This is a genomic window from Herbaspirillum aquaticum (genome assembly GCF_002213425.1).
In the GTDB taxonomy this organism is placed as follows: domain Bacteria; phylum Pseudomonadota; class Gammaproteobacteria; order Burkholderiales; family Burkholderiaceae_D; genus Herbaspirillum; species Herbaspirillum aquaticum.
This window is the reverse complement of sequence record NZ_NJGV01000019.1, coordinates 40,411-64,326: the sequence shown is the minus strand read 5'-3', so window position 1 is coordinate 64,326 and position 23,916 is coordinate 40,411. Positions and strand designations below refer to the sequence as shown.

General features: G+C 65.1%; 27 protein-coding genes. 14 read left to right on the top strand and 13 right to left on the bottom strand.

Translation table 11 applies throughout. The features are described from left to right. Nucleotides 1-6: 6 nt before the first annotated feature. The 11 genes from andAb to CEJ45_RS17550 all read left to right on the top strand — a co-directional run bounded on the left by andAb (nucleotide 7) and on the right by CEJ45_RS17550 (nucleotide 11,330). Nucleotides 7-1,080 (top strand): anthranilate 1,2-dioxygenase ferredoxin subunit AndAb, encoded by a 1,074-nt coding sequence (gene andAb, locus CEJ45_RS17600; RefSeq protein WP_088756336.1) that lies wholly within the window; start codon nucleotides 7-9, stop codon nucleotides 1,078-1,080. 102 nt (nucleotides 1,081-1,182) lie between these two features. Beyond that, nucleotides 1,183-2,361, top strand: coding sequence for an ABC transporter substrate-binding protein (locus CEJ45_RS17595; protein WP_088756335.1), 1,179 nt, complete (start codon nucleotides 1,183-1,185; stop codon nucleotides 2,359-2,361). Nucleotides 2,362-2,373: 12 nt separating this feature from the next. Continuing rightward, nucleotides 2,374-3,288: a branched-chain amino acid ABC transporter permease gene (locus CEJ45_RS17590; RefSeq protein WP_088756334.1), complete on the top strand. Its 915-nt coding sequence runs from the start codon at nucleotides 2,374-2,376 to the stop codon at nucleotides 3,286-3,288. Between the two features lie 8 nt (nucleotides 3,289-3,296). After that, nucleotides 3,297-4,250, top strand: a complete 954-nt coding sequence (locus CEJ45_RS17585; protein ID WP_088756333.1) for a branched-chain amino acid ABC transporter permease — start codon at nucleotides 3,297-3,299, stop codon at nucleotides 4,248-4,250. Then, complete coding sequence (locus tag CEJ45_RS17580) at nucleotides 4,240-5,007, top strand: ABC transporter ATP-binding protein (protein WP_088756332.1); 768 nt, start codon at nucleotides 4,240-4,242, stop codon at nucleotides 5,005-5,007. The genes CEJ45_RS17585 and CEJ45_RS17580 overlap by 11 nt, the downstream gene beginning before the upstream one ends. Further along, nucleotides 5,004-5,714, top strand: a complete 711-nt coding sequence (locus tag CEJ45_RS17575) for an ABC transporter ATP-binding protein (protein ID WP_088756331.1) — start codon at nucleotides 5,004-5,006, stop codon at nucleotides 5,712-5,714. The genes CEJ45_RS17580 and CEJ45_RS17575 overlap by 4 nt, the downstream gene beginning before the upstream one ends. A gap of 73 nt (nucleotides 5,715-5,787) precedes the next feature. After that, nucleotides 5,788-6,639: an alpha/beta hydrolase gene (locus tag CEJ45_RS17570; protein ID WP_088756330.1), complete on the top strand. Its 852-nt coding sequence runs from the start codon at nucleotides 5,788-5,790 to the stop codon at nucleotides 6,637-6,639. A 49-nt stretch (nucleotides 6,640-6,688) separates the two neighbouring features. Next, a complete protein-coding gene (locus CEJ45_RS17565) occupies nucleotides 6,689-7,615 on the top strand; it encodes an alpha/beta hydrolase (protein WP_088756329.1) in 927 nt (308 codons plus the stop codon). A gap of 425 nt (nucleotides 7,616-8,040) precedes the next feature. Beyond that, nucleotides 8,041-9,129, top strand: coding sequence for an HlyD family secretion protein (locus tag CEJ45_RS17560; protein WP_088756328.1), 1,089 nt, complete (start codon nucleotides 8,041-8,043; stop codon nucleotides 9,127-9,129). Continuing rightward, on the top strand, nucleotides 9,126-10,718 hold the full coding sequence (locus tag CEJ45_RS17555) for a DHA2 family efflux MFS transporter permease subunit (RefSeq protein ID WP_088756327.1): 1,593 nt from the start codon (nucleotides 9,126-9,128) through the stop codon (nucleotides 10,716-10,718). Before CEJ45_RS17560 ends, CEJ45_RS17555 begins: the two co-directional genes overlap by 4 nt. 105 nt (nucleotides 10,719-10,823) lie before the next feature. After that, nucleotides 10,824-11,330, top strand: coding sequence for a winged helix-turn-helix transcriptional regulator (locus CEJ45_RS17550; RefSeq protein WP_088756326.1), 507 nt, complete (start codon nucleotides 10,824-10,826; stop codon nucleotides 11,328-11,330). A 7-nt stretch (nucleotides 11,331-11,337) separates the two neighbouring features. On the opposite strand, the gene CEJ45_RS17545 is transcribed toward CEJ45_RS17550, so the two are convergent. The 12 genes from CEJ45_RS17545 to ypfJ form a co-directional block, all read right to left on the bottom strand. Further along, nucleotides 11,338-11,976 carry a riboflavin synthase gene (locus CEJ45_RS17545; RefSeq protein WP_088756325.1) on the bottom strand — a complete coding sequence of 213 codons (639 nt, stop codon included), beginning with the start codon at nucleotides 11,974-11,976 and terminating at the stop codon, nucleotides 11,338-11,340. A gap of 46 nt (nucleotides 11,977-12,022) precedes the next feature. After that, nucleotides 12,023-13,144 (bottom strand): bifunctional diaminohydroxyphosphoribosylaminopyrimidine deaminase/5-amino-6-(5-phosphoribosylamino)uracil reductase RibD, encoded by a 1,122-nt coding sequence (gene ribD, locus CEJ45_RS17540; protein WP_088756324.1) that lies wholly within the window; start codon nucleotides 13,142-13,144, stop codon nucleotides 12,023-12,025. 105 nt (nucleotides 13,145-13,249) lie between these two features. Next, nucleotides 13,250-13,723, bottom strand: a complete 474-nt coding sequence (locus CEJ45_RS17535) for a GspH/FimT family pseudopilin (protein WP_088756323.1) — start codon at nucleotides 13,721-13,723, stop codon at nucleotides 13,250-13,252. Nucleotides 13,724-13,727: 4 nt separating this feature from the next. Then, nucleotides 13,728-14,177, bottom strand: coding sequence for a type IV pilin protein (locus CEJ45_RS17530; protein ID WP_088756322.1), 450 nt, complete (start codon nucleotides 14,175-14,177; stop codon nucleotides 13,728-13,730). 2 nt (nucleotides 14,178-14,179) lie between these two features. Then, complete coding sequence (locus tag CEJ45_RS17525) at nucleotides 14,180-14,812, bottom strand: PilX N-terminal domain-containing pilus assembly protein (RefSeq protein ID WP_088756321.1); 633 nt, start codon at nucleotides 14,810-14,812, stop codon at nucleotides 14,180-14,182. After that, nucleotides 14,809-15,720, bottom strand: coding sequence for a PilW family protein (locus CEJ45_RS17520; protein WP_088756320.1), 912 nt, complete (start codon nucleotides 15,718-15,720; stop codon nucleotides 14,809-14,811). The genes CEJ45_RS17525 and CEJ45_RS17520 overlap by 4 nt, the downstream gene beginning before the upstream one ends. A gap of 2 nt (nucleotides 15,721-15,722) precedes the next feature. Beyond that, nucleotides 15,723-16,238 carry a type IV pilus modification protein PilV gene (gene pilV / locus CEJ45_RS17515; RefSeq protein ID WP_088756319.1) on the bottom strand — a complete coding sequence of 172 codons (516 nt, stop codon included), beginning with the start codon at nucleotides 16,236-16,238 and terminating at the stop codon, nucleotides 15,723-15,725. Nucleotides 16,239-16,330: 92 nt separating this feature from the next. After that, a complete protein-coding gene (locus CEJ45_RS17510) occupies nucleotides 16,331-16,948 on the bottom strand; it encodes a DUF924 family protein (protein WP_088756318.1) in 618 nt (205 codons plus the stop codon). Then, complete coding sequence (locus tag CEJ45_RS17505) at nucleotides 16,945-17,166, bottom strand: RNA-binding S4 domain-containing protein (RefSeq protein WP_034335781.1); 222 nt, start codon at nucleotides 17,164-17,166, stop codon at nucleotides 16,945-16,947. The genes CEJ45_RS17510 and CEJ45_RS17505 overlap by 4 nt, the downstream gene beginning before the upstream one ends. 92 nt (nucleotides 17,167-17,258) lie before the next feature. Next, nucleotides 17,259-17,546: a hypothetical protein gene (locus tag CEJ45_RS17500; RefSeq protein WP_088756317.1), complete on the bottom strand. Its 288-nt coding sequence runs from the start codon at nucleotides 17,544-17,546 to the stop codon at nucleotides 17,259-17,261. Nucleotides 17,547-17,560: 14 nt separating this feature from the next. Then, the gene (locus CEJ45_RS17495) at nucleotides 17,561-17,941 is read right to left on the bottom strand and encodes an MAPEG family protein (protein ID WP_088756316.1); all 381 of its coding nucleotides are present in this window, start codon (nucleotides 17,939-17,941) and stop codon (nucleotides 17,561-17,563) included. Between the two features lie 39 nt (nucleotides 17,942-17,980). Next, a complete protein-coding gene (gene ypfJ / locus CEJ45_RS17490) occupies nucleotides 17,981-18,862 on the bottom strand; it encodes a KPN_02809 family neutral zinc metallopeptidase (RefSeq protein WP_088756315.1) in 882 nt (293 codons plus the stop codon). Nucleotides 18,863-19,113: 251 nt separating this feature from the next. Here ypfJ and CEJ45_RS17485 point away from each other — a divergent pair, with 251 nt between their 5' ends. Beyond that, nucleotides 19,114-21,579, top strand: a complete 2,466-nt coding sequence (locus tag CEJ45_RS17485) for an acyl-CoA dehydrogenase (protein WP_088756314.1) — start codon at nucleotides 19,114-19,116, stop codon at nucleotides 21,577-21,579. Between the two features lie 55 nt (nucleotides 21,580-21,634). Next, nucleotides 21,635-22,135 carry a nucleoside 2-deoxyribosyltransferase gene (locus CEJ45_RS17480; RefSeq protein ID WP_088756313.1) on the top strand — a complete coding sequence of 167 codons (501 nt, stop codon included), beginning with the start codon at nucleotides 21,635-21,637 and terminating at the stop codon, nucleotides 22,133-22,135. A 293-nt stretch (nucleotides 22,136-22,428) separates the two neighbouring features. On the opposite strand, the gene CEJ45_RS17475 is transcribed toward CEJ45_RS17480, so the two are convergent. Next, nucleotides 22,429-23,019 (bottom strand): peroxidase-related enzyme, encoded by a 591-nt coding sequence (locus CEJ45_RS17475; RefSeq protein ID WP_088756312.1) that lies wholly within the window; start codon nucleotides 23,017-23,019, stop codon nucleotides 22,429-22,431. A 242-nt stretch (nucleotides 23,020-23,261) separates the two neighbouring features. Between CEJ45_RS17475 and CEJ45_RS17470 the strand changes: the two genes are divergently transcribed. Further along, nucleotides 23,262-23,891 carry a PadR family transcriptional regulator gene (locus CEJ45_RS17470; RefSeq protein WP_088756311.1) on the top strand — a complete coding sequence of 210 codons (630 nt, stop codon included), beginning with the start codon at nucleotides 23,262-23,264 and terminating at the stop codon, nucleotides 23,889-23,891. The last annotated feature ends 25 nt before the right edge of the window (nucleotides 23,892-23,916 follow it).

Genomic DNA, 23,916 nt, shown 5'->3' with positions numbered 1-23,916 from the left:
GCGGCCATGAGCGAGTGGTTCGATGTCGGCCATGCCGATGATTTCGCCGAGGGCGAAGTGGCCGCAGCCCGCGCGGGCAGCCAGGCGGTGGCGGTGTTCCGCCTGGGCGAGGAAATCTTCGCGCTCAAGGACTTGTGCACCCATGGCAATGCCAAGCTCTCCGATGGCTATGTGGAGGATGGTTGCGTCGAGTGCCCGCTGCACCAGGGCTTGTTTGACATTCGCAGCGGTGCACCGCGCTGTGCACCGGTGACCGAGGCGGTGCGCAGTTTCCCGGTGCGCGTGGTGGCAGGCCGGGTCGAGATCGGCGTGGGTGCCGAGGGTGATGACGCCCCTGTAGCGAGTGCCGCACCGGCATTGCAGCAAGTGCAGGCCACGCTGGAAGGCATCACGCGCGCTGCCCCGGATGTGGCGATCCTGCGCCTGCGCTGTGCGGCGCCCTTGTCCTATCGCGCCGGCCAATACATCGACCTGCTGCTGGAAGACGGCCAGCGCCGCAGCTATTCCATGGCGACCTATGCCAGGGACGGCAGCGACCTGCTGGAGCTGCACGTACGCCACTTGCCCGGCGGACTGTTCACGGACCGCCTCTTCAACGGCATGCAGCCGGGGCAGCCGTTCTCGCTCGAAGGACCTGCCGGCAGCTTCTTCATGCGCGAGGGCAGGCAGCCGGTGATCCTCTTGGCCAGTGGCACAGGATTTGCTCCGGTCAAGGCACTGGTGGAAGAGGCCATCGCTACCGGCAGCACGCGTGCGATGCGTCTTTACTGGGGTGGCCGCCGTGCCGCCGACCTGTATCTGGATGCACTGTGTCGCGACTGGGCGGCGAGCCTGCCGTGGTTTGACTACGTGCCGGTACTCTCGGAGGCCGATGCCGCCAGCGGCTGGAACGGACGCACCGGCTTGGTCCACCAGGCCGTGATGCAGGATGTGCCGGCGATGCAGTCATATCAGGTCTATGCCTGTGGCGCGCCGGTCGTGGTAGAGTCAGCGCGGCGCGATTTCACGGCCAGCTGCGGCCTGCCCGGGACGGCTTTCTTTGCGGATGCCTTCGTCTCGAAAGCAGACCTGCGGAAATAGTTATTCCAGCCGGGGCGCGCAGTGAAATCCCGGTTTCACGCGCCGCTGCGTTTTCAGCTTCACACCGAATTCAAACCAAAGAATCTAGAGGGGAATCCAGGCATGAATCGACTCACTAAAGTGGCAGGTGCGGTAATGATGGCGATGGCGGCGGGTGCAAGCCTGTCCGCGCAGGCAGCCGACGTGGTGAAGGTGGGCTTCCTGACCACCCTGAGCGGCCCGGCCAGCGCGCCCGGCGTGGATGAACGCGAAGGCTTCATGCTGGCCATGAAGATGCTGGGCAACAAGCTCGGCGGCGTGCCCGCCGAAGTCATCGTGGTCGATGACCAGTTCAGCCCCGACGCCGCCAAGCAGGGCGCAGACCGCCTCATCAAGCGCGAGAAGGTCGATATCCTGAGCGGCTTCGTCTATTCCAACATCCTGCTGGCCGTGGCACCCGCCGCCTTCGCCAGCAAGACCGTGGTGGTCAGCGCCAATGCCGGTCCGGCGCAACTGGCCGGTGCGGGCTGTAATCCCTATTTCTTCAGCGCCAGCTATCAGAACGATGCGACCCACGAGGCAGCGGGCAAGCTGATGGCCGACAAGGGCTACCAGCGCGTGGCCATCATCGCCCCCAACTATCCGGCGGGCAAGGATGCCTCGGCCGGCTTCAAGCGCTTCCTGAAGAAGGACCCGGCACTCGAACTTTTCCCCAAGCTGGGCCAGCTCGATTTCGCCACTGAAATCGCGCAGTTGCGCGCTGCCAATATCGATGCCCTGTATTTCTTCCTGCCGGGCGGCATGGGCGTGAACTTCGTCAAGCAATATGCGGCCGCCGGCATGGACCCCAAGATCGTGCGCGTGATGCCCGCCTATGATGCGGACCAGCAGATGCTCTCCAACGGCGACCTGATCGCGGGCGTGGCCAACACCGGCCAGTGGTCGGCCGACCTGCCCAACGAACAGAACCGCGCCTTCGTGGCGGCCTACGTCAAGGAATACGGCCATCAGCCGTCGATGTTCGCCTCCCAGGCGTATGACGCCGCCATGCTGATCGACAGCGCCGTCAAGGCCATCGGCGGCAAGGTCGAGAATCGCGAGGCGCTCATTGCGGCGATCAAGGCGGCCAACTTCAAGTCGGTGCGCGGTGGCTTCAAGTTCGCGGCCAATCATTTCCCGATCCAGAACCAGTACGCGCGGGTGGTGACCAAGGGCGCCGACGGCAAGTACGTCAACAACATGACCCAGACGCTGCTGCCCGATCACGTCGACGCCTACGTCGGTCAATGCAAGATGCCTTGAGGATGGTGCACCTTGGGTAATCTGATCTTCGAGCAGGTGCTCAACAGCCTGCAGTTCGGCGTCATGCTGTTCCTGATCGCTTCGGGGTTGACGCTGATCTTTGGCGTGATGAACTTCGTGAACCTGGCGCACGGCAGCTTCTTCATGATCGGCGCCTACGTGGCGGCGGTGGTGGCGGGGGCCAGCGGCTCCTTCTGGCTGGGCCTGCTGGTGGCCCTGCCGGCCACGGCGGCGCTGGGCTTCCTGCTGGAGTGGCTGGTGTTCCGGCGGCTCTACAAGAAGGACCACATGGTGCACGTGCTGGCCACCTTCGCCTTCATCCTGATCTTCAACGATGGCGTGCGCATGATCTGGGGCCCGCAGCCGCTGCCGCTGAACATGCCGGCGGCCTTTGCCGGACCGGTCAACCTGTTCGGGCTACCGTATTCCAGCTATCGCCTGCTGGTCATGGCGGTGGGGGTAGTGGTGGCCGTGGCGCTGTACTTCCTCATCAACCGCACGCGCATCGGCATGTGGGTGCGCGCCGGCGCCAACAACCTGGAGATGGTCACGGCCATGGGCATCAACATCCGCCTGCTGTTCCGGCTGGTGTTCAGCTTCGGCCTGCTGCTGGCAGCGCTGGCGGGCATCATGCTGGGGCCGCTGGTGGCGGTGCAGGCCGGCATGGGCGATGACGTGCTGATCCTGGCCTTCGTGGTGGTGGTCATCGGCGGCATTGGTTCGGTGCCGGGCGCGGCCATCGGCGCGCTCATCGTGGGCGTGGTCGATACGCTGGGGCGCGGCCTGCTGCCGCAGCTCTTCGCGCTCTTCCTCAGTGCCGATGCGGCCGCCTCGGTCGGTCCGGCGCTGGGCTCGATGATGATCTACCTGGTGATGATCGCGGTGCTGTTCTGGCGCCCCAGCGGTCTGTTCCCTGCCCGTACCTGAGGAGTCCCATGCAACGTCTGTTCGTTCCCCTGCTGCTCGTCCTGGCGGTGCTGCTGCCGTTGCTGGCGCAGGCCAGCGGGATGGAGTACTACATCGGCGTGGTCACCCGCATCCTGATCTTCGCGATGGTGGCGGCCAGCCTCAATTTCATTCTTGGCTACGGCGGCATGGTCAGTTTTGGTCATGCGGTGTTCTTCGGGCTGGGCGCGTATGTCACGGCCATCGCCAGTTTCCATGGCATCACCAGCGCCTGGCTGATCTGGCTGCTGGCCGCACTGGTGACGGCCCTGGTCGGCCTGGTGATCGGCGTGATCGCACTGCGCACGCGGGCGGTGTATTTCATCATGATCACCATGGCGCTGGCGCAATTGTTCTACTACTTTTTCGTCGGCTTCCGGTATTACGGCGGTGACGATGGCCTGCAGGTGACGGCGCGTCCGCTGCTGGGCTTCGGTCTCGACATGAGCGGCGACAACGCGTTCTACTGGGTCGTACTGGCCTGGCTGGTGGCCAGCTTCGTGCTGCTGCAGCAGCTGCTGGCCTCGCGCTTCGGGCTGGCCCTGAATGCGATCCGGCAGAACGAGCGGCGCGCCCAGGCCATCGGCTATCCGGCGCTGCGCTACAAGCTGGCAGCCTTCGTGATCGCGGCCGTCATCGCGGGCCTGGCCGGCAGCCTCATCGGCATGAGCAATCTCTTTGCCAGCCCCAAGCTGCTGCACTGGTCGCAGTCGGGCATCCTGCTGGTGATGGTGGCGCTGGGCGGGGTCGGGTACTTCTACGGTGGCCTGCTGGGCGCGGCGGCCTTCCTGTTGCTGGAAGAAGTGCTGTCCACCCATTTCGAATACTGGCAGATCTATGTCGGCCTGATCCTCTTGCTGGTGGTCATGGTGGCCCCGCGCGGCGTGAGCTCGCTGGCCACCATCGGCAAGACACTCAAGCAGGGAGAGCAGCATGGGGCGTGAACAGGCAGCGGTAGCCCTCTCGGTCAAGGGCCTGAAGAAAAACTACGGCGGCCTGGCGGCCACCCGCGATGTCGACCTGGAGATCGCGGCGGGCCACGTGCACGCCATCATCGGTCCCAATGGCGCGGGCAAGACCACCTTGCTCTCATTGCTCTCCGGTGCGCTGGCAGCGGATGCGGGCGAGGTCTACCTGTTCGGCCAGCCCATGCATGGCCATGCCGAACAGGCGCGCGTGGCAGCGGGGCTGGTGCGCTCATTCCAGATCACCAGCGTCTTCGATGAATTGAGCGTGCTGGAAAACCTGCAGGTGGCCGTGCAGCGCCAGCAGCATCGCAGCTATGGCTTCTTCCATGCCAGCGCGAGTGATCGCGCCGCGCGTGACGCGGCCATGACGGTGGCGCGCCGCGTCGGCTTGGAGAAGCTCGTGCATCAGCGCTCGTCGCAGCTCTCGCATGGGGCGCGGCGCCGGCTGGATGTGGGCCTGGCTATCGCCTGCGGTCCGCGCGTGCTGTTGATGGATGAGCCGATGGCGGGCATGGGCCATGAGGAATCCGGCGACATGATCGCGCTGATCCAGTCGCTCAAGGAGGAGTTGACGGTGGTGCTGGTGGAACATGACATGGAGGCCGTCTTCGCCCTGGCCGACCGCATGACGGTGCTGGTGCAGGGGGCGGTGCTGGCTACCGGCAGCGTGGAGGAGATCCGCGCCAATGCCGAGGTCAAGCTGGCCTACCTGGGCGAGGAGGAAACGCAATGAGTGCATTGCTGGAAGTGGAAGGCCTGACTGGTGGCTATGGCGCGAGCCAGGTCCTGTTCGGGATCGACATGCAGGTCAGGGAAGGCGAAGTAGTGACCCTGCTGGGCCGCAATGGCATGGGCAAGACCACCACGCTGCGCACCATCCTGGGATTGAATCGCCCGACCGGCGGCGTGGTGCGCTTTCGTGGCGAAGCCATCCACAGCGCCAGTGCCGATGCGATTGCAAGGCGCGGCATCGCCATCGTGCCGGAGGGGCGGCAGATCTTCAAGAACCTGAGCGTGGAAGAAAATCTGTCTGCCTTCGCGGCGCGCCGCAATGGCCGCGACAATCCGTGGACGCTGGAAAAGATTTATCAACAGTTCCCGCGCCTCAAGGAGCGTCGCCACAATGGCGGCGGCCAGCTCTCGGGCGGCGAACAGCAGATGCTGGCCATCGGCCGTGCGCTGATAACCAATCCGCATCTGCTGATCCTGGATGAAGCCACCGAAGGCCTGGCGCCGCTGGTGCGGGAAGAAATCTGGTCTTGCCTGAAGGCCTTGCGCGAATACGGGCTGACCATCATCGTCATCGACAAGTACATCAAGCGCCTGATCGGCTTTGCCGACCAGCACACCATCCTCGAGAAAGGCAAGGTGGTCTGGCAGGGCGATTCGGCGCAGCTGTCGGTGCAGACGGAATTGTGGGATCAGTACCTGAGCGTGTAAGGCGCTTGTTGCACCGATACTGATCCATTAACGCAGGTTTAATGCTGTTGCAAACAGCGTTAAGGAAAACTGAATGCTCCCCAATCAAGTCCAGAGCGACGCTCGCCGCGTTCTTTGTCCCGACGCCGAGTGCGAAGCGGGCTACAACCTCAAGGCCGCCTTTCCGGATTTTCCGCAGGTGCTGCAGCAGTGGCAGCAGGCCACGGCCGCCATTGCCGATACCTTGCTGAGCGGGTCCGACATCGCCTATGGGGATGGGTCGCTGCAGCGTTTTGATTTCTATCGTGCCGCAGGGACGCAGCGGCCTTTGCTGGTGTTCATCCACGGTGGTTACTGGCAGGGCGGGGACAAGCGCGACATCGGCTTCATCGCCGCGCCCTACGTCAAGGCGGGCATCAGCGTGGCGGTGATCAATTATTCGCTGGCACCCCAGGCGCGCATCGAGGACATGGTGGAAGAGGTCCAGGCCTTTCTCGCCACCCTTGCGCAGCAGGCGGATCAACTGGGCATCGACGTCAAGCGCATCTCGCTGATGGGACATTCGGCCGGCGGTCACCTGGCGGCCTTCGTTGCCGCGCAAGGGGGCGCGGTGCCGGTGCAGGCCGTCTTTGCCATCAGTGGCGTGTTTGATCTGGTGCCGCTGGTTCCGACTTCGCTCAACAAGGCGCTCACGCTCGACGAGCCGCGCGCCAATGCGCTCTCGCCGGTGCTGCAGGCCGGGCCCGCGGGCACGCGCGTGCACACCATCATCGGGGAACTGGAGACCGCACAGTTCCACCTGCAGGCCGCCGTGATGGCCAACTGCTGGCCGCAGGTGGTGGCGCATCACGTGGTACCGCAGACGCATCACTACACGGTGCTGTTCCCGCTGGCCGATGGTGGCAGTGCGGTGTGCCGCGCGGTGATTCAGGAAATGCTCGGTTGAGTCCGTCCACCCGCATCAGTTCTTCGCTGTCGCCATCACAAGGAATTGCATGAATCGTCGCCATTTCTCGCTGGCACTGGCCAGCGCCTTGCTTGCGCCGCTCAAGGCCGTTGCTGCTGCGGATACCGTCTTCCTGGATTACAGCCAGGATGACCTGGACAAAGCCTACGATCAGCGCAACTGGGCCGCCAATGCGGGCGAAGTCATCAAGCGCTACAGCACGGACAGCATCGCCGCACGTGCGAAGTATCCGCCGCGCACCGAGCGTTATGGCCAGAGCGAGGCCGAGACCCTGGATATCTTTGCGCCCGCTGGTGCGCGTGGCTTGCCGGTGATGGTGTTTGTCCATGGCGGCGCGTGGCGCGCTTTGAGCAAGGATGATTCGGCGGCACCCGTGTCCAGCTTCGTCGAGCATGGCTGTCTTTACGTTGCGCTCAATTTCGCCAACATTCCTGCGGTGCGGCTGCCGGACATGGCATCCCAGTGCCGGCTGGCGATGCTGTGGATATGCGCCAACATTGCGCGCTTCGGCGGCGACCCCCAACGGATTTTCGTCTCCGGCCATTCATCGGGGGGGCATCTGGCGGCGACCTTGCTTGCTACCGACTGGAAGAGCCTGGGCGCGCCAGCGGATCTGATCAAGGGCGGCGTGGTGATGAGCGGCATGATGGAGCTCTACCCGGTGCTGCTGTCCTCGCGCAGCGGCTACGTCAAGGTCTCCGCGGCGGAGGTCGAGGCGTTGAGTCCGATGCGCCATCTTGATCGCATTGCGTGTCCGGTGATCGTGGTCCATGGCGACCAGGAGAGTCCGGAATTCAAGCGCCAGGCCAACGTGTTTGCCGAGGCGCTGTCTGGCATGGGGCGGTTGCGTGCGCAGTTCGTCCTGCGCGGGAAAAACCACTTCGAAGTGCCGGAAGCATTCAACGATGCTTCTCATCCATTGACCATGAACGTGCTGGCGATGATGAAGGGATGAGGAGCCGGCGGCAGCCAGCCCGCTGAGTGGATGGGCCAGGCGCGGGGAGGGGATCCGCGCCCATCCACCGTGAACTGCTGCCGCAGCATCCCCCAAGCTGGCGGGCAGGCGATAGAAGCGCCCGCCGACGCAGCGCCTCCCTGCCTTCATTCCCGCCGTCCGGTTCACAACGCTATTCCCCGTCTTCCGGTTCCACTCCCCCTGCATCTCATCCCAATCTGCCCAATCCGCTGTGCCAGGGCTGGCCCGGTGTTCCTGTCGCATTGTCGATCAGCCAGGCTTGGTAACTTGCATAACGATAGTTTGTTGCGTATAGTCACTTGCAAAATAAAAGTAACTGGTTCCGAAGCACGTCGGCGTGGCGCATTGATGGGCCGCGCCGCCGTTGCTTTTCTTATCCATCGATCTTTGCAAGGAGTTCTGCCATGGCGACCCCCACCTCACCCGATCCCGCGCCCAAGGCGGTCCGCAAGCCCATGGCGGGGCGCCTGCATGCGGGGTTGGCATTGGGGGCGGCGGCGGCCATCGCGCTGGGCTTCTATGGATGGCATTGGTGGCAGCACGGGCGCTTCATGGAAGACACCGATGACGCCTATGTGGGCGGCGACATCACCGTCATCAGTGCCAAGGTGCCGGGCTACATCGCGGCCGTACAGGTGACCGACAACCAGTTCGTGCATGCCGGCGAGTTGTTGGCCAAGCTCGATGACAGCGACTACCGCGCCGCCCTGGCGCGTGCCGAAGGCGGGGTGGCGGCACGGCAGGCCGAGATCGCCAACCTGGACGCCACCCGCGCCGTGCAGACCGCCCTGATCGCCCAGGCCCGTGCCGGCGTCGACGCCAGCCAGGCCGAGCTGGTGCGGGCGCAGGACGATGACCGCCGCTTCGAGCGCCTGGTCGACCGTGCTGCGGTGTCGGTACAGAGCGCCCAGAAGGCCGCGGCCGATTACCGCCAGGCCGCCGCCAACAGCCAGAAGGCGCAGGCCGGCCTGGCCGTGGCAACCCGCGAGCTGGAGGTGATCCAGACCCGGCGCCAGCAGGCCGAGGCCGGGCTGGCCCAGGCCCGGGCCGAGCGCGAAGCGGCGCAGCTGAACCTGCGCTATACCGAATTGCGCGCGCCCATCGATGGCGTGGTCGGCAATCGACGCGCCCGCCCCGGGGCCTATGCCGCCACGGCCAGCCAGCTGATGGTGATCGTGCCGGCACGCGGGCTGTGGATCGATGCCAATTTCAAGGAAAGCCAGCTGGCCGGGATCCGTCCCGGCAATGCCGCCACGGTCGAGGCCGATGCGGTTCCCGGCCGGGTCTTCCATGGCCATGTGGCCAGCGTGGCGCCGGCGACTGGTGCCCAGTTCAGCGTCCTGCCCCCGGAGAACGCCACCGGCAACTTCACCAAGATCGTCCAGCGGGTGCCGGTACGCATCCTGCTCGATAGCGCCGATGGCGTGCTCGACGCCTTGCGGCCGGGGTTGTCGGTGGTGGCCAGGGTGGACCGCCGGGGCCAGGGCTCATGAACGCCGCCAGTGCAGCGGCGGGGCAGTTGATCCAGCCGTCGCAGATGAGCACCTCTTCCAAGGTATTCGCCTTTGGCGTGATGTGCATCGGCATGTTCGTGGCCTTGCTGGATATCCAGATCGTGTCGGCCTCGCTGCGCGATATCGGCGGCGGGCTCTCGGCCGGCAATGATGAGACGACCTGGGTGCAGACCAGTTACCTGATCGCCGAGATCATCGTCATCCCGCTCTCGGGATGGTTGACGCGCACCATGTCCACGCGCTGGCTGTTTGCTTTCTCGGCGGCCGGGTTCACCCTCACCAGCCTGTTGTGCGGCCTGGCGTGGAATATCCAGAGCATGATCGTGTTCCGGGCCCTGCAGGGTTTCCTGGGTGGCTCGATAATTCCTACCGTGTTCACCACGGCCTTTGCTTTCTTCGACAACAAGCAGCGCGTGATTGCCGCCTCCACCATCGGTGCCATCGCCTCGCTGGCACCGACGCTGGGCCCCACCGTGGGCGGCTGGATCACCGACCACTACAGCTGGCACTGGCTGTTCTTCATCAACCTGCTGCCGGGCATCTTCATCACGCTCACCGTGCCGCGCCTGGTGCGCATCGACCTGCCGGACTGGTCGCTGTTCCGGCGGGCGGACTATCCGGGCATCCTGCTCATGTCGCTCTTCCTCGGTTGCCTGGAATACACGCTGGAAGAAGGTCCGCGCTGGGACTGGATGAGCGATCCGGTAATCGCGACCACCGCCTGGGTGGCGGCAGTCTCGGGCGTGCTCTTCGTCTGGCGCAGCCTCGCTGCGGCCGAGCCGGTGGTGGACCTGCGGGCGCTGAAGGAACGCAATTTCGCGCTGGGATGCTTCTTTTCCTTCGTCACCGGCATCGGCATCTTCGCCACCATCTACCTCACGCCCCTTTTCCTGGGCCGGGTGCGCGGCTTCAGTGCACTGCAGATCGGGCTGGCGGTGTTTTCCACCGGGCTGTTCCAGATCATGTCCATCCCGCTCTATGCCTGGCTGACACGCATTCTCGAGCTGCGCTGGATCATGATGATCGGCCTGGCGCTGTTTGCGCTGTCGATGTGGCAGTTCGTTCCCATCACGCATGACTGGGGCTGGGCCCAGCTGCTGCTGCCGCAGGCCCTGCGCGGCGTTGCCCAGCAGCTGGCGGTGCCGCCGACGGTGACGCTGACCCTGGGCAGCCTGGCGCCGGCGCGGCTGAAGTTCGCCTCGGGGCTGTTCAACCTGATGCGCAACCTGGGGGGCGCCATCGGTATCGCCCTGTGCGCCACCATCCTCAATGACCGGACCAACCTGCACTTCATGCGGCTGGCCGAGCATCTCAACGGCGTCAATGAAGCCATGCTGCAATGGCAGGGGACTCTGGGCGGCGATTTCGCGGCGCAGCTTGGCGACGCGTTGGCAGGCCAGGCAGCAGCTTTGCGCCAGCTGTGGCAGCTCACCTATCGCGAGGCCTTGACGATGACTTTTGCGGATGCCTTCCTCGCCGTGGGCTGCTGCTTCGTGATCGCTACGCTGATGGTGCCGCTCATGCGCAAGGTGGCGCCGCCCAAGGCAGCCTCGGCGGATGCGCATTGAGCCGCGCGCAGGCGCCGGGGCATGGCACAATGCGGGTCGCGCTGCAGGGCGGGCCAGACGGCCAGGCAGCCGCTGATGGTAGAGCCATGGAATGGAGAGCAAGACATGCAACGCAAGCGATTTGATGACATGCAGTGCCCGATTGCCCGCTCGCTGGATCGCGTGGGCGAGTGGTGGAGCATTCTGATCTTGCGTGACGCTTTCTACGGACTCACGCGCTTTGATGAATTCCAGAAGCACCTGGAGATCGCCCCCAACATCCTCACGCGCCGCCTGGCGGGGCTGGTGGAAGAGGGCTTGCTGGAGAAGGTGCAGTATTCTGAGCGGCCGCCCCGTTACGAATACCACCTCACTGCGCGCGGTCGGGATTTCCGGCCGGTGCTGCTGGCCCTGCTGCAGTGGGGCAACAGCCATTTCGCGCCGGAAGGGCAGAGCGTGATCCTGACCGATATCGAGACCGGCAAGCAGGCCATCCCGCTGATGGTCGATGCCGAGACCGGCAAGCCCATCACGGCGGCCACGCACATCATCGCTGAAGGTCCGGCCGCCGGCGAGAAGATCCGGCGCCATATTGCCGAGCTGGTGGCCCGGCGTACCGGCAAGCCGGCCTGAGCGGGCCTCAGGCCGAGGTAGTGGCGGGAGAGGCCTGGGCCGAAGACAGCATGCGCTCCACATAGCGCGCAATGAGGTCGATCTCCAGGTTGACCTTGCTGCCCGCCTTCAGGTGCTTGAGCGTGGTCACTTCCACGGTATGGGGGATCAGGTTGATGGAGAAGCGGCAGGCGTCGGCCAGGTCTTCCACGCGGTTGACCGTCAGCGACACGCCATTGACCACGATCGACCCCTTGTAGGCCAGGTACTTGCCCAGGGCCTTGGGGGCATCGACGATCAGCTCGCGCGATTCACCCACGGGCTCGAAGGAATGCACCTGTCCCAGGCCATCGACGTGGCCAGAGACCAGGTGGCCGCCCAGGCGCTCGGCCAGGGTGAGGGCTTTTTCCAGGTTGACTTCGCCGGGGGCGTCCAGGCCGGCCGTCAGGCGCAGGCTTTCACGGGAGACATCGACGGTGAAGCCGCGCTCGCTCTTCTCGACCACGGTCATGCAGGCGCCATTGAGGGCGATCGAATCGCCCAGGCCGACATCGGCCATGGGCAGGCTGCCCGCATCGATACTCAGGCGCACGCCGGCGTCAGGGCCGGCTGCCAGGGGGGTGACGGAGGTGATGGTGCCGACGGCGGCAACGATTCCTGTAAACATGATTCAGTCCTGATACGAAAATCTGAAAGAAAAAACCAAAAAACGCTTAGTCGAAGCGGGCAAGGATACGCAAATCCGGCCCGACCTGCTTGACCTCGTGGAAGTGGATGCCGATCTTGCCCGACAGGTCTTCCAGCGGCGGCAACTCGAACATGTTGCGGCCATCGCCGATCAGCGCCGGGGCCAGGTAGACCAGCAGTTCATCCACGCAGCCTGCACGGATCAGCGCGCCATTGAGCTTGGCGCCGGCTTCGACGTGCAATTCATTGATCTGGCGCTGGCCCAGTTCGCGCACCAGGCCCGGCAGGTCGACCTTGCCCTCGGCGTTGTCCAGCAGGATCACTTCGGCCCCCTCGGCTTCCAGCGCGGCGCGTTTTTCGCGGTCGTCGGTGGCGGTGAAGACCCAGGTATTGCCACCCTGGATCACGCGCGCCTCGGGCGAGACGATCAGCTTGCTGTCGACCACGATGCGGCGCGGCTGGCGCGGGGTCTCGATGGCGCGCACGGTGAGCTGGGCGTCATCCTTCTGGATGGTGCCGATACCGGCCATGATGGCGCAGGCGCGCGCGCGCCAGATGTGGCCGTCATCGCGCGCGGCCTGGCTGGTGATCCACTGGCTCACGCCATTGTGCAGGGCGGTCTTGCCGTCGAGGCTGGCGGCGCTTTTCATGCGCACCCAGGGGCGGCCGGTGCGCATGCGATGCAGGAAGCCGATGTTGATCTCGCGCGCCTCTTCTTCCAGCAGTCCGCAGGCGACCTCGATGCCGGCCGCCTGCAGCCGGGACAGACCCTGCCCGGCCACCAGCGGGTTGGGGTCGGCGATGGCCGCCACCACCCGCGCCACGCCAGCGCGGATGAGCGCATCGGCACAGGGCGGGGTGCGGCCGAAATGGCTGCAGGGTTCCAGCGTGACGTAGACGGTGGCGCCACGTACGTCGTGTCCGCGCGCAGCCGCGTCGGCCATGGCCTGGATCTCGGCATGGTTGCCTCCGGGTGGCTGGGTGAAACCGGCGCCGATGATGCGCCGCTCCTTGACGATGACGCAGCCCACGCGCGGGTTGGGTGTGGTGTCGAGCATGCCGAAACCGGCCTGCAGCAAGGCCAGCGCCATGGCTTGCTGGTCATTCTCGATATCGAACTGGTAGAGCGGATCTGCGGTGGAAGTCATGGTGTACAAAGACGGTAAAGGCAGCGAGGCCCGCCAGGGGCGGGGCCGGATGCCCGTCAATATACACGGCTTTGCACGAACGCCCGTATGGCTGCCCCTGGTACTTCACTCGATGACGGCCCGGCTGCACTGGTCATCGATGATCGGGTTGCAGATCCTTACCCGCCCCAGGAAATTGATCACCACCGCCCGCGCATTGGTGCCGCTGCTGAAATACCAGGTGCCGCGCGTGACCGGTTGCCCGTCGGGCTGATAGGCGACGATGTCGGCACCGTTGGTATAGGCCACCGCGATGCCCATCTCCAGCGAGGGATGGCGGGAAACGACCTGCTGGCCGACGCGGATCTCCCACCCGCTTTGCCAGTCGCGCCCATCGCTGGGGCGCATCTCGGCCCGGCGGCCGGCGCGCAGGGCTTCGGAGCGTGTCAGTTGCACGCTGTGGAAGAAGTCACTGCCGGCCGCGGCCAACTGGTGTTCACTGGAGAGGTTCTGCAGGGCGGGGATGCCTGCGCCCAGCACCAGGGCGGCAATGAGCAAGACCACCATCAGCTCGATCAGCGTAAATCCTTTGCTCTGCATGGGGTCACCAGCAGTCAGGGCCGCCGGCGCGGCGGTTGCCACGGCTGTCGGCCTGCAGCACGCCGCATCGGTCATCCTCGTAGGCGGTGTTGACGCCGCTCCCGCCGGGCGTGGCCATGACCAGTACGCAGCTGGAGAGGTCCTCGTCCTCGCAGGCCCGGGCGGACAGGGCATAGGCACTGGCTTGCGGGGTCGCCCCGGAATACCACTTGAAACCATGCCCCGTACTGCCCGGCTGGAAGGACTTGTAGCGATGCTGGTAGGCGTGCTGCCGCTCCTGCTGCAGCAGCACCTGCAGCACGGCCGCGCGTCCTTCGGCGCGACGGGCCTTTTGCACGACATGGCGATAGCCGTTCCAGCCGAGACCGGCCAGCAGGATCACGATGGCCAGGCTGACCAGGATTTCCAGCAGCGTGAAGCCGCTTGACGGGGAGCGAAGGGAGAGTGAGTTCATGTTCATTCCGGGTTGGGTAGATAAAGAGGACGCCAGGCCAGCAGCGGACAGCTCGCCATGGCGCCGGAGCGTGAGGCCGGCCATTGCACCAGCGCCTGCAGCGCGGCGACGGCACCATGCCGGCCGTAGCCGACGGCGCTGATGCGATAGAGGGCGGAAGAGGGTTTGTCGGGTGAGGGCTTGGCGGATTCTTTCCCGGCGGCGGGCGGAAGGCGTTCGATCAGATAGCGGGGCGCGGCCATGCCGGGCGCGGCACGGAAGCGGCGTCCCGTAAACTGGCCGTAGGTTGCGGAGATGGCTTGTGGCCCGTGCAACTGCGCGGGCTCCCAGCCGCTGCGCTCATGCTTGCCCAGGCACAGGCCGGCACCGGCGGCATCGCTGCGGCATCCGGGGGCCGTGCTGAACTGCCCGGCATCGATGTGGCGCCGCTCGCCGATGTCATCACAGGCGTCTTCCAGCGCGGCCTGGGCGGCCAGGCGGGCTTGGGCATGTTCGCGATGGTTGCGCGCCGCGCGTTCTTCCAGCAGGAGCAGCGAAGTCGTGGCCGCGCCCAGCAGCAGGATCAGGGCCAGCAGCATGAGCGCGATCATGAGGGTGGCGCCGTGCTGATGGCGGCTGGAGTGCAGGATCTTCATCGGCTCTCCCTTGCTGCTGCAAGATTGCGCAACATCACCGTGCCCTGGAACACCGCCCGGCGGCGCTGTTCCTGCTCCTGTTCGGTGAAACGCCAGGTGGCCTCGCTACGCCGGCCCTGCAGGAACAGGTCATGGCTGCGCGGCGCGGCGTCATGGCTGGCGGGACGTCGCTGCAAGCCCCTTACCAGCAGCGCCACGCGCACCAGCACCACGTCGCGCCAGGCCGCAGCCGGCATGGCCGAGGCGTCCAGCCAGCGGTCCGGACGGCCATCGCCGTCGCTGTCGATGGCGTAGCGCAGCTGCATGGCCTCCACGCCGCGCGCGATGGCATCCGAGGTCCAGTTGCCGTTCTTGCCCTGGTAGCGGCAGCGCAGTTCGGGCTCGTCGCCAGTACCGGGGGCGACGAAATAGATCACCCAGTTGCGCGCGGCTTCCTCCTGTGGTCCCGTTGCGGCATCGGCGCCGCTGCAATTGCCGACCTGGGCGCGGCTGCCCCGTGGTGCGCCGAAAAAGCCCAGCATCAGCAGGTCACTGTGATTGACGCCATCACCGGTGCTGCTGCCGAAGACGCCGCGGGCGGGATCGAGCGATTCGGCCTGGCGGCTGTCGTCGAGCCCGCGCAAGCCGGGCACGAGCAACGGGGCAGGGTGCCCGGTGAGCATTTCCACTGGCAGGTGGCTGGCCTGGCGCAGCGCCAGTTGCAGGTGGTCGAGCACCAGCCGGCCGGTTTCCTCGACGCGGGCGGCGTCGTCCATTTCCTGGTAGGCGCTGCGTGCCTGCTGCAACAGCGTGCCGGCCACCAGCACCACCAGCAGCCCCACGGCCAGCGCGATCATCAGTTCGACCAGGGTCAGCCCGCCTTGGCCAGGCAGGCGCAAGCGACGGGAGAGCGAGTACCGGCGGCACATGGTCAATGGCCCAGGACCAGGGTCAGCAGCGGTGCGGCGGCGACTGCGGACGCGCTGGCCGCACCGGGGCGGCGCCAGGCCAGCTTGAGCACGACCGGGCTGATGGCCAGCCCATCGCAGTTCCAGTCCGGATGTGGTGTTTGCTGTGCATCCCGGCAGACGGTGGCGCGTGCCTGGGGGAAATCGCGGACCAGCCGGCCGCTCCAGTCGGCCAGTACGGCCTGGGTGAAATCATGCGGGCCGCAGGCGGCCTGTTCGCAATCGACCGGGGACTGTGGCGGGCGGCCGGGAGTGAGGGAAAAGAGCGTCGGATCGGTGGCGCCGGACGGCGGTGGCAGGGCCGCGCGCAATTCCGCCAGTTCCTGGGCCATCAGGGTGGCGCGCGCTTGCAGGCTGCTGTCCTGGCCGCTGCGCAGGGCATGCAGCTGCAGCATGGCAATGGCCAGGGCACCGGTGCCGATGACCAGCATGGCCACCAGCACCTCCATCATCGAAAAACCACGGGAGCGAGCACGCATGGCAAATCCTGGAAAGGAAAGCCCGCGAGTCTAGGGAAAAAGAAAATGACGCTCCAGCAAAACGCCGAATCAGTTTGCCACTATCGAAAACTTCAGAAGGAGGAACCCGGCTGCTTGAGGAATTCGGTTTCTTCCGGAGTGTTCTCCCGCCCCAGGATGCGGTTGCGATGGGGGAAGCGCCCGAAGCGTTCGATCACGGCATGGTGCCGCCGCGCATAGTCGGCATAATCATCGAAGGCCGGCTTGTCCTCGCCGCTGGCCGACTTGGCCAGGCTGCGCATGAGTTGCACCACGTACTCCTGGTCGTCCAGGTCTTCGGCGTGTTCCAGCGGCAGGTAGACGAATACCCGGGCCAGCGGCGGCAATGCCGCATCCAGTCCCATGGCCAGCGCCAGGTGGCTGCACTGGCGCGCCAGTTCATCGAAGGCGAAGGCTTGCGGGGTATCGCGGTAGATGTTGCGCGGCATCTGGTCCAGCAGCAGGATCAGCGCCAGCATGCTGCGCGGGGACTCGGTCCAGTCGTCGAGCTGGTTGGCGGCCGCCTGTTGCACCATGGGTTCGAAGCGGGTGCGGCATTGGGCGTCAATGTCCGGGTTCTTGCTCCACCACAGCTTTTTCTGGCGTTCGGCGACCTGGTGCGCGGGCAACTGGTCCCATCCGGTACCGAACCAGAAATCCAGTACCTCTTCGGCGCTGGCGTGCGGACTCATTCGGCCAGCACCGTGATCTGCACGTCGCCCAGCGTCACTTTCTGGCCGACGGTGATCTTGCAGGTCTTGCGGGTCTCCAGCTTGCCGTCGACCTTGACCTGGCCATCGGCCACCAGCTGCTTGCCGGCGCCGCCGCTGTCGCACAGGCCGCAGAGTTTGAGCAGTTGGTTCAGCTCGACATAGGGATGGCCTTGCAGCGGGAAGGTGATCTTTTGCATGTGCTTTCTTTCGGAAACCCCGGCCGCAACAGGCGGGTCGGGGGAGCGGTACGGTACGCCCGGCGCGCACTTTTGTCCAGCCGTCCCGGTGTTCAGGCGGCGGACTCCAGCGTCTGCTGCGCCTTGTCCAGCCAGGTGGAGAGGCTGTCGGTGAGGTCCTTCTGGCTGAAGGAGCAGCTTTCTTCGGTAAAGAGACTGCCTGCCTCGAGTCGGCCCAGCAGGTCTTCGGCTACCTGGCGATAGCGCGGCGGCAGGGCAGTGAAGACATCTTCCCGGGCGCGCCAGGTACGGCACAGGGAGGCGATGTCCCCCTGGCCTGAGCGCAGGGCTTCCAGGGCAGTGCGCATGGCGGGCAGTTGGTTGGCGGCGGGATGGGGCATGGCCGGCTCCTCGCTCAGGCGCGCGCAGCGATGACGAACAGCGCAATCACGCTCAGGTAGCCGACCAGCCACACCGCTGAACGGGGCGAGGGCTTGTCGGTCAGGTAGAGCACCGTATAGAGGATGCGGGCGACGATGAACACCAGCGCGGCGCCATCGATCTGTCCCTGCGGAGCGCCCACTTGCTGCGCTACCAGCACGGCGGCGGCAAAGAAGGGGAAGGCCTCGAAATGGTTGCGGTGCGCATAATCGGCACGGCGGCGCACGCCGGTCTGCTTGTCCAGCCAGGCGCGCGGTTCGGCATTGTCGAAGTCGCGCCGGCCGTACTTGGCCACGGCGATGGTGAAGACCGGCATCAGGCCGGCAATCAGGATGCACCAGTAGGATAGGGTCATGCGGGAGGTCTCCTCGTTGTGATGTCAGTGGTCAGTGAATCAAAGTTCCTTGGCGGCGAAGGTGTTGCAGGCGCTGACCTTGCCTTCGGAAATGCCGCGCTTGAACCAGGTCACGCGTTGCGCCGAGCTGCCATGGGTGAATGAATCCGGTACGACCACGCCGCGCGCCTGGCGTTGCAGGGCATCGTCGCCGATGGCCGAGGCGGCATTCAAGGCATCTTCGATGTCGCCTTCTTCGAGGATGTGGCGCGCCTGGTTGGCGTGATAGGCCCAGACCCCGGCAAAGCAGTCCGCCTGCAGCTCCAGCCGCACCGACATGGCGTTGGCCTGCTTTTCGGTGGCGTTGCGGCGGGCGGCGTCGACCTTGTCGGAGATGCCCATGAGGTGCTGCACGTGGTGCCCGACTTCATGCGCGATCACGTAAGCCTGCGCAAAATTGCCGGACACCTTGAAGCGCTGCTTCATCAGTTCATAAAACGACAGGTCGATATACACCTTCTGGTCGCCGGGGCAGTAGAAGGGGCCGGTAGCGGTCTGGCCGGTACCGCAGGCCGTCGGCGTGCTGCCGGAAAACAGCACCAGCTTGGGCCGCACGTACTGCTTGCCATTGCTGGCGAAGATCTGGCCCCAGGTATCTTCGGTGTCGGCCAGGACGGTGGAGACGAAGCGCGCCATCTGGTCGTTGGGCGAAGGCTTGTGGGAGGGCGCCTGCTGCTGCACCGGCGCTGGCGAGCCACCGCCCGAGAGCAGGTTGAGCATGGTCAGCGGATTGATGCCCAGGAAATAGGAGGCCACCAGGGCCACTGCAACCGTGCCCAGCCCGATGGAGCGCCCGCCGAAGCCAAAGCCGCCGCCCCCGCCGCCATCCTCGCCACGGCGGTCTTCCACGTTGTCGCTTTCGCGATTGCCTTCCCATTTCATGATCTGTTCTCCGGTGCTGCTGTCTGCAATGGCGCGATTGTAATGGATGCCATCGGCGGGGGCATGTCGGGCGTTGTCTGACCGGGCCAGGTTGCACTGTCCGATTCCGCTGGATGAGCTGGCGGTGTAGGGTGGGCCAGCAGGAGGGTGATAAGGCGGAGAGTGGCTTGGCGCTGTCGGCAATCAATGCCACACTGTTCCCGACAGCCTGCATTCCTCATCCTCACAATGACAACAGTACAGGAGGCGACATGATCATCTGGCTCATTCTTCTCATCGCCGGCGCGCTGGCCCTCATGATGATGCGCGCCAGCGCGTGGGTCTGGCTGGTAGCTGAAGCAGTGCTGATCTGGCTGGGTGCGCGCCTGGCTGATATCGAGTTGCCGGTGCTGGTGCTGCTGGCCATCCTGTTCTTCACGCCCACGCTGCTGGTGGCCATCAAGTCCGTGCGGCAGTCCTTGATGACGCGTCCGGCACTGGATCTGTTCCGCAAGATCGCCCCGCGCATGTCCGCCACCGAACGCGATGCCATCGAGGCCGGTACCGTCTGGTGGGACGCCGAACTGTTCTCCGGCAAGCCGGACTGGAAGCGCCTCTTCGAGCTGCCCGCGCCGCGCCTGACACCGGAGGAACAAGCTTTCCTCGACAACGAAGTCGAGCAGCTGTGCGCCATGGTCAGCGACTGGGACACCAGCGTGAAGACCCAGGACCTGCCGCCCGAAGCCTGGCAGTTCATCAAGGACAAGGGTTTCCTGGGCATGATCATTCCGCGCCAATATGGCGGCAAGCAGTTCTCGGCCTACATGCATTCGCAGGTGGTGATGAAGCTGGGCTCACGCAGTTCGGCCGCCGCCATCGCGGTGATGGTGCCCAACTCGCTGGGTCCGGCTGAATTGCTGCTGCATTACGGTACCGAGTCCCAGAAAAATCATTACCTGCCGCGCCTGGCGCAGGGGCTGGAGATTCCGTGTTTCGCGCTGACCAGTCCCTACGCGGGTTCGGATGCGGCCGCCATTCCCGATGTGGGCATCGTCTGCAAGGGCGAGCATGAGGGCCGCGAGACGCTGGGTTTCCGCGTCACCTGGAGCAAGCGCTACATCACCCTGGCACCGATTGCCACCGTGCTGGGCCTGGCCTTCCGCGTACGCGATCCGGAGGGGCTGCTGGGCAGCAACGCCGAACCCGGCATCACCTGCGCCCTGATCCCGACCGATCATCCGGGCGTGATCACCGGACGCCGTCACTGGCCGCTCAATGCGGTCTTCCAGAACGGTCCGACCGAGGGGCGCGATGTCTTCATTCCGATGGAGTGGGTGATCGGCGGTGCCGAGCAGGTCGGACGCGGCTGGCGCATGCTCATGGAATGCCTGGCGGCCGGGCGGGCGATTTCGCTGCCGTCGTCCAGCGTCGGTTTTTCCAAGCTGGCCGTGCGCGGTACCAGTGCCTATACCGCCATGCGGCGCCAGTTCAAGATCGAGATCGGCAAGTTCGAAGGCGTGCAGGAAGCCCTGGCGCGCATGGGCGGGCATCTCTACATGATGGATGCCACGCGCCGCTTGTCGGCGCTGGCAGTGGATGCGGGCGAGAAGCCCTCGGTCATCTCGGCCATCTCCAAGTATCACGTCACCGAGCGCGGGCGCATGGTAGTCAATGACGGCATGGACGTGATCGGCGGCAAGGGCATCTGCATGGGACCGGGCAACTTCCTGGCGCGGGCTTACCAGCAGGTGCCCATCGCCATTACGGTGGAAGGGGCCAACATCCTGACCCGCTGCCTCATCATCTTCGGGCAGGGGGCGATCCGCTGCCATCCCTACGTCCTGCAGGAACTGGCCACCGCCGCCGATGAAGACCGCGAGCGCGCCGTGCAGGAGTTCGACCGCCTGCTTTTCGGGCATCTCTCCTTCGTGGCTGCCAATGCGGCACGCAGCTTCGTGGGCGGCATCAGCCGGGGCTGGCTGCTGCCTTCATCCAGCCATGCCGCACGCGCCACGCGCGGTTATTTCCGTGCGGTGGCGCATCTGTCGTCGGCCTTTGCGCTGCTCACCGATGTGAGCATGGGTGTGCTGGGCGGCACGCTCAAATTCCGCGAGCGGATTTCGGCGCGGCTGGGTGATGTGGTTTCGCAGCTCTATCTGGTTTCGGCGGTACTGAAGCGTTTCGAGGATGAGGGTCGGCAGGAAGAGGACCTGCCCTATGTGGACTGGTCGGTGCAGGATGCCTTGCATCGCGCCCAGGAAGCCATTCTCGATGTCTTGCACAACTTCCCCAATCCGATCATCGCGGTGCTGCTGCGGGTGCTGATCTTCCCGCTGGGCCTGCCCTACCGCAAGCCTTCCGATGTGCTCGGCACGCGCCTGGCCCAGGCCATGCAGACCCCGGGGGAGAGCCGCAACCGCCTGGTGGCCGATGCTTACCTGCCGCGCGAGGGCGATCCGCTGGCCTGCGGCGAGAAAGCCTTCGTGCTCGCGCCGGTGGTGCAGCAACTGGAACATCGCCTCAAGTCCGACATCAAGGAAGGCAAGCTGCCGCCGATGCCGCAGAGCCTGCTGGAAGTGCCGGCCTGGAGCGCGCTGGCGCTGGAACGCCAACTGATCTCGCAGCAGGAGAAGGACGCGCTCGATGCCTTCGCCCACTATGGCGACCAGAGCGTGCAGGTGGATGATTTCGCTGCAGATTTCGACCGTGCGGAGATCGTGGCGCAGCTGCGTTCTTAGCGATATGAAGGTTTGCGTTATGCTGCCGGTTCCCGCGTATTCCACAGGATGAACCATGACCCCGCAGCCCCGCATCTACCTGGCCGGCCCCGATGTCTTCCAGCGCGACTATGCGCAGCACAAACAGCAGATCAAGCAGTGGTGCGCCGAACTCGGGCTGGTCGCCCTGTGTCCCGGTGATGACGAGGTCAGCGGCGACAGCAAGGCCGAGGTCGCACGCCGCATCTACGAGATCAACGTGGCGCTGATCGACTCGGCCGATTATGTGGTGGCCAATGTGTGCGATTTCCGTGGCCATGAGCCGGACTCGGGCACGGTCTTCGAGATCGGCTATGCCGTCGGACGCGGCAAGAAGGTATGGTGCTACAACACGCCTGCGCAGGATTTGCTGCAACAGGTGCCCCAGGCCGAGCCGGGTGTCTGCCATGCCGGCATGTTCATCGAGGACTTCGGCCTGCCGCGCAACCTCATGCTGGCGCATGCTGCCGAGCTGGTGCAGGGCGGCCTGCACGACTGCCTGCAACGGGTGGCGCGCTGGCACGCGGGCCAGCGCTGATCTCCGTTGCTTTTCCGCCTCACTGCTAGGGCCTGTTCACATTAAATCTGCGAGATGCGTTGCCCCCAGAAGGCGTGGTGGCAAGGCGCGCGTCGGGGCTGGTGGTGGTGCCACCAGCCCCGACGTGCAACGCGGCCAGCGCGCCTTCTGGGGGCAACCCTCCGGGAGAGGCCGCCAAGCGTCGCCTGCCGTTGTTGCAGCTCCTTGCCGTGGCACCACCACGGCGCGTCGCTGCGCCTAGGCAGTCAACGCTTGGCGACCTCTCGCACTCGCAGATTTAATGTGAACAGGCCCTAGGGCAGGCGTCCCAGCAGGTAGAACTCCTCATTGGGCCGCATGCTGGTCACATTGGCCAGTCGGTTCGACATCCCGAAGAAGGCCGCGATGGCGGCCATGTCCCAGACATCTTCCTCTGCCCAGCCATGCGTCTTGAGCGTGGCGAAATCTTCTTCATTCACAGCCCAGGCGCTGGCCGACACCTTCATGGCGAAGTCCAGCATGGCCTTCTGCCGCGCGCTGATGTCGGCCTTGCGGTAATTGATCGCGACCTGGTCAGCCAGCAGCGGATCCTTGGCGCGGATGCGCAGGATGGCACCATGCGCCACCACACAGTACTGGCACTGGTTGGCATTGCTGGTGGCCACCACGATCATTTCGCGCTCGGCCTTGGTGAGGCCGCCGGGTTTGTCCATCAGCGCATCGTGATAGGCGAAGAAGGCGCGGAATTCATCCGGGCGATGCGCCAGCACCAGGAATACGTTGGGGATGAATCCGGACTTTTCCTGCACGGCCAGGATGCGGCTGCGGATGTCCTCCGGCAGCCCATGAAGATCGGGGATCGGGAAGCGGCCAATGGGCGCATTGGACGCGGTAGCTTGGGTCATGCGTGTCTCCTTGTTCATTTGTTGTCGATGCAGCGTCAAAACCATAGCACTTCCGGCCCGTCGCCAATGTCGCCGGACTGACGGTGAAGCTTTTTGCTTCAGATTTCTTTTTTGGAAACTCTTCTGAAATATTATTAAGATATATCTTTAAATACCGCGAATTAAGATATATCTTGGCTATATCGATCGACACGCAGCGTGCGTCAGTCGCTGCCTCAGCCACCTGACAAGAAGGAAACACCATGTTCAAGCATTTATTCAATCACCCCGGCCAGCCCGGCCACGGCCCCAAGCACCAGCGCCACGACCGTGGGCATCATGGCGGCGGCCTGTTCGACGACGAAGACGCCCGCGGTCCGCGCGGCCATCATGGCCCCGGCGGCCGTGAAGGCGGCGGCGGACGCGGCGCGCGCATGTTCGAGCAGGGCGCATTGCGCATTGTGATGCTGCATCTGCTGCAGGAAAAGCCGCGCCACGGCTACGACATGATCAAGGCCATCGAGCAGCTCGTCGGCGGCGGCTACAGCCCCAGCCCCGGCGTGATCTACCCGACCCTGACACTGCTGGAAGAAATGGGCCATGCCTCGGTGCAGGGCGAGGACGGCGGCAAGAAGCTCTACACCCTCAGTGCCGAGGGCCAAGCCTATCTGGGAGAAAAGGAAAACGCCGAATTGCTGCAGCAGGTGCTGCGCAAGTTCGAACTGCGCCGCCAGGAACGTCCCGACGCCGATTCGCCCGAACTGCGCCGCGCCGTACAGAATTTCCGCATGGCCCTGCATACGCGCCTGGCCAAGGGCAAGCTGGCCAAGGAAGAACTGCATGCCATCATCGACATCATCGACCGCGCCGCCGTGGCGGTAGAACGCACCTGATCCGCGGATCAGGGATTCTGGAAAG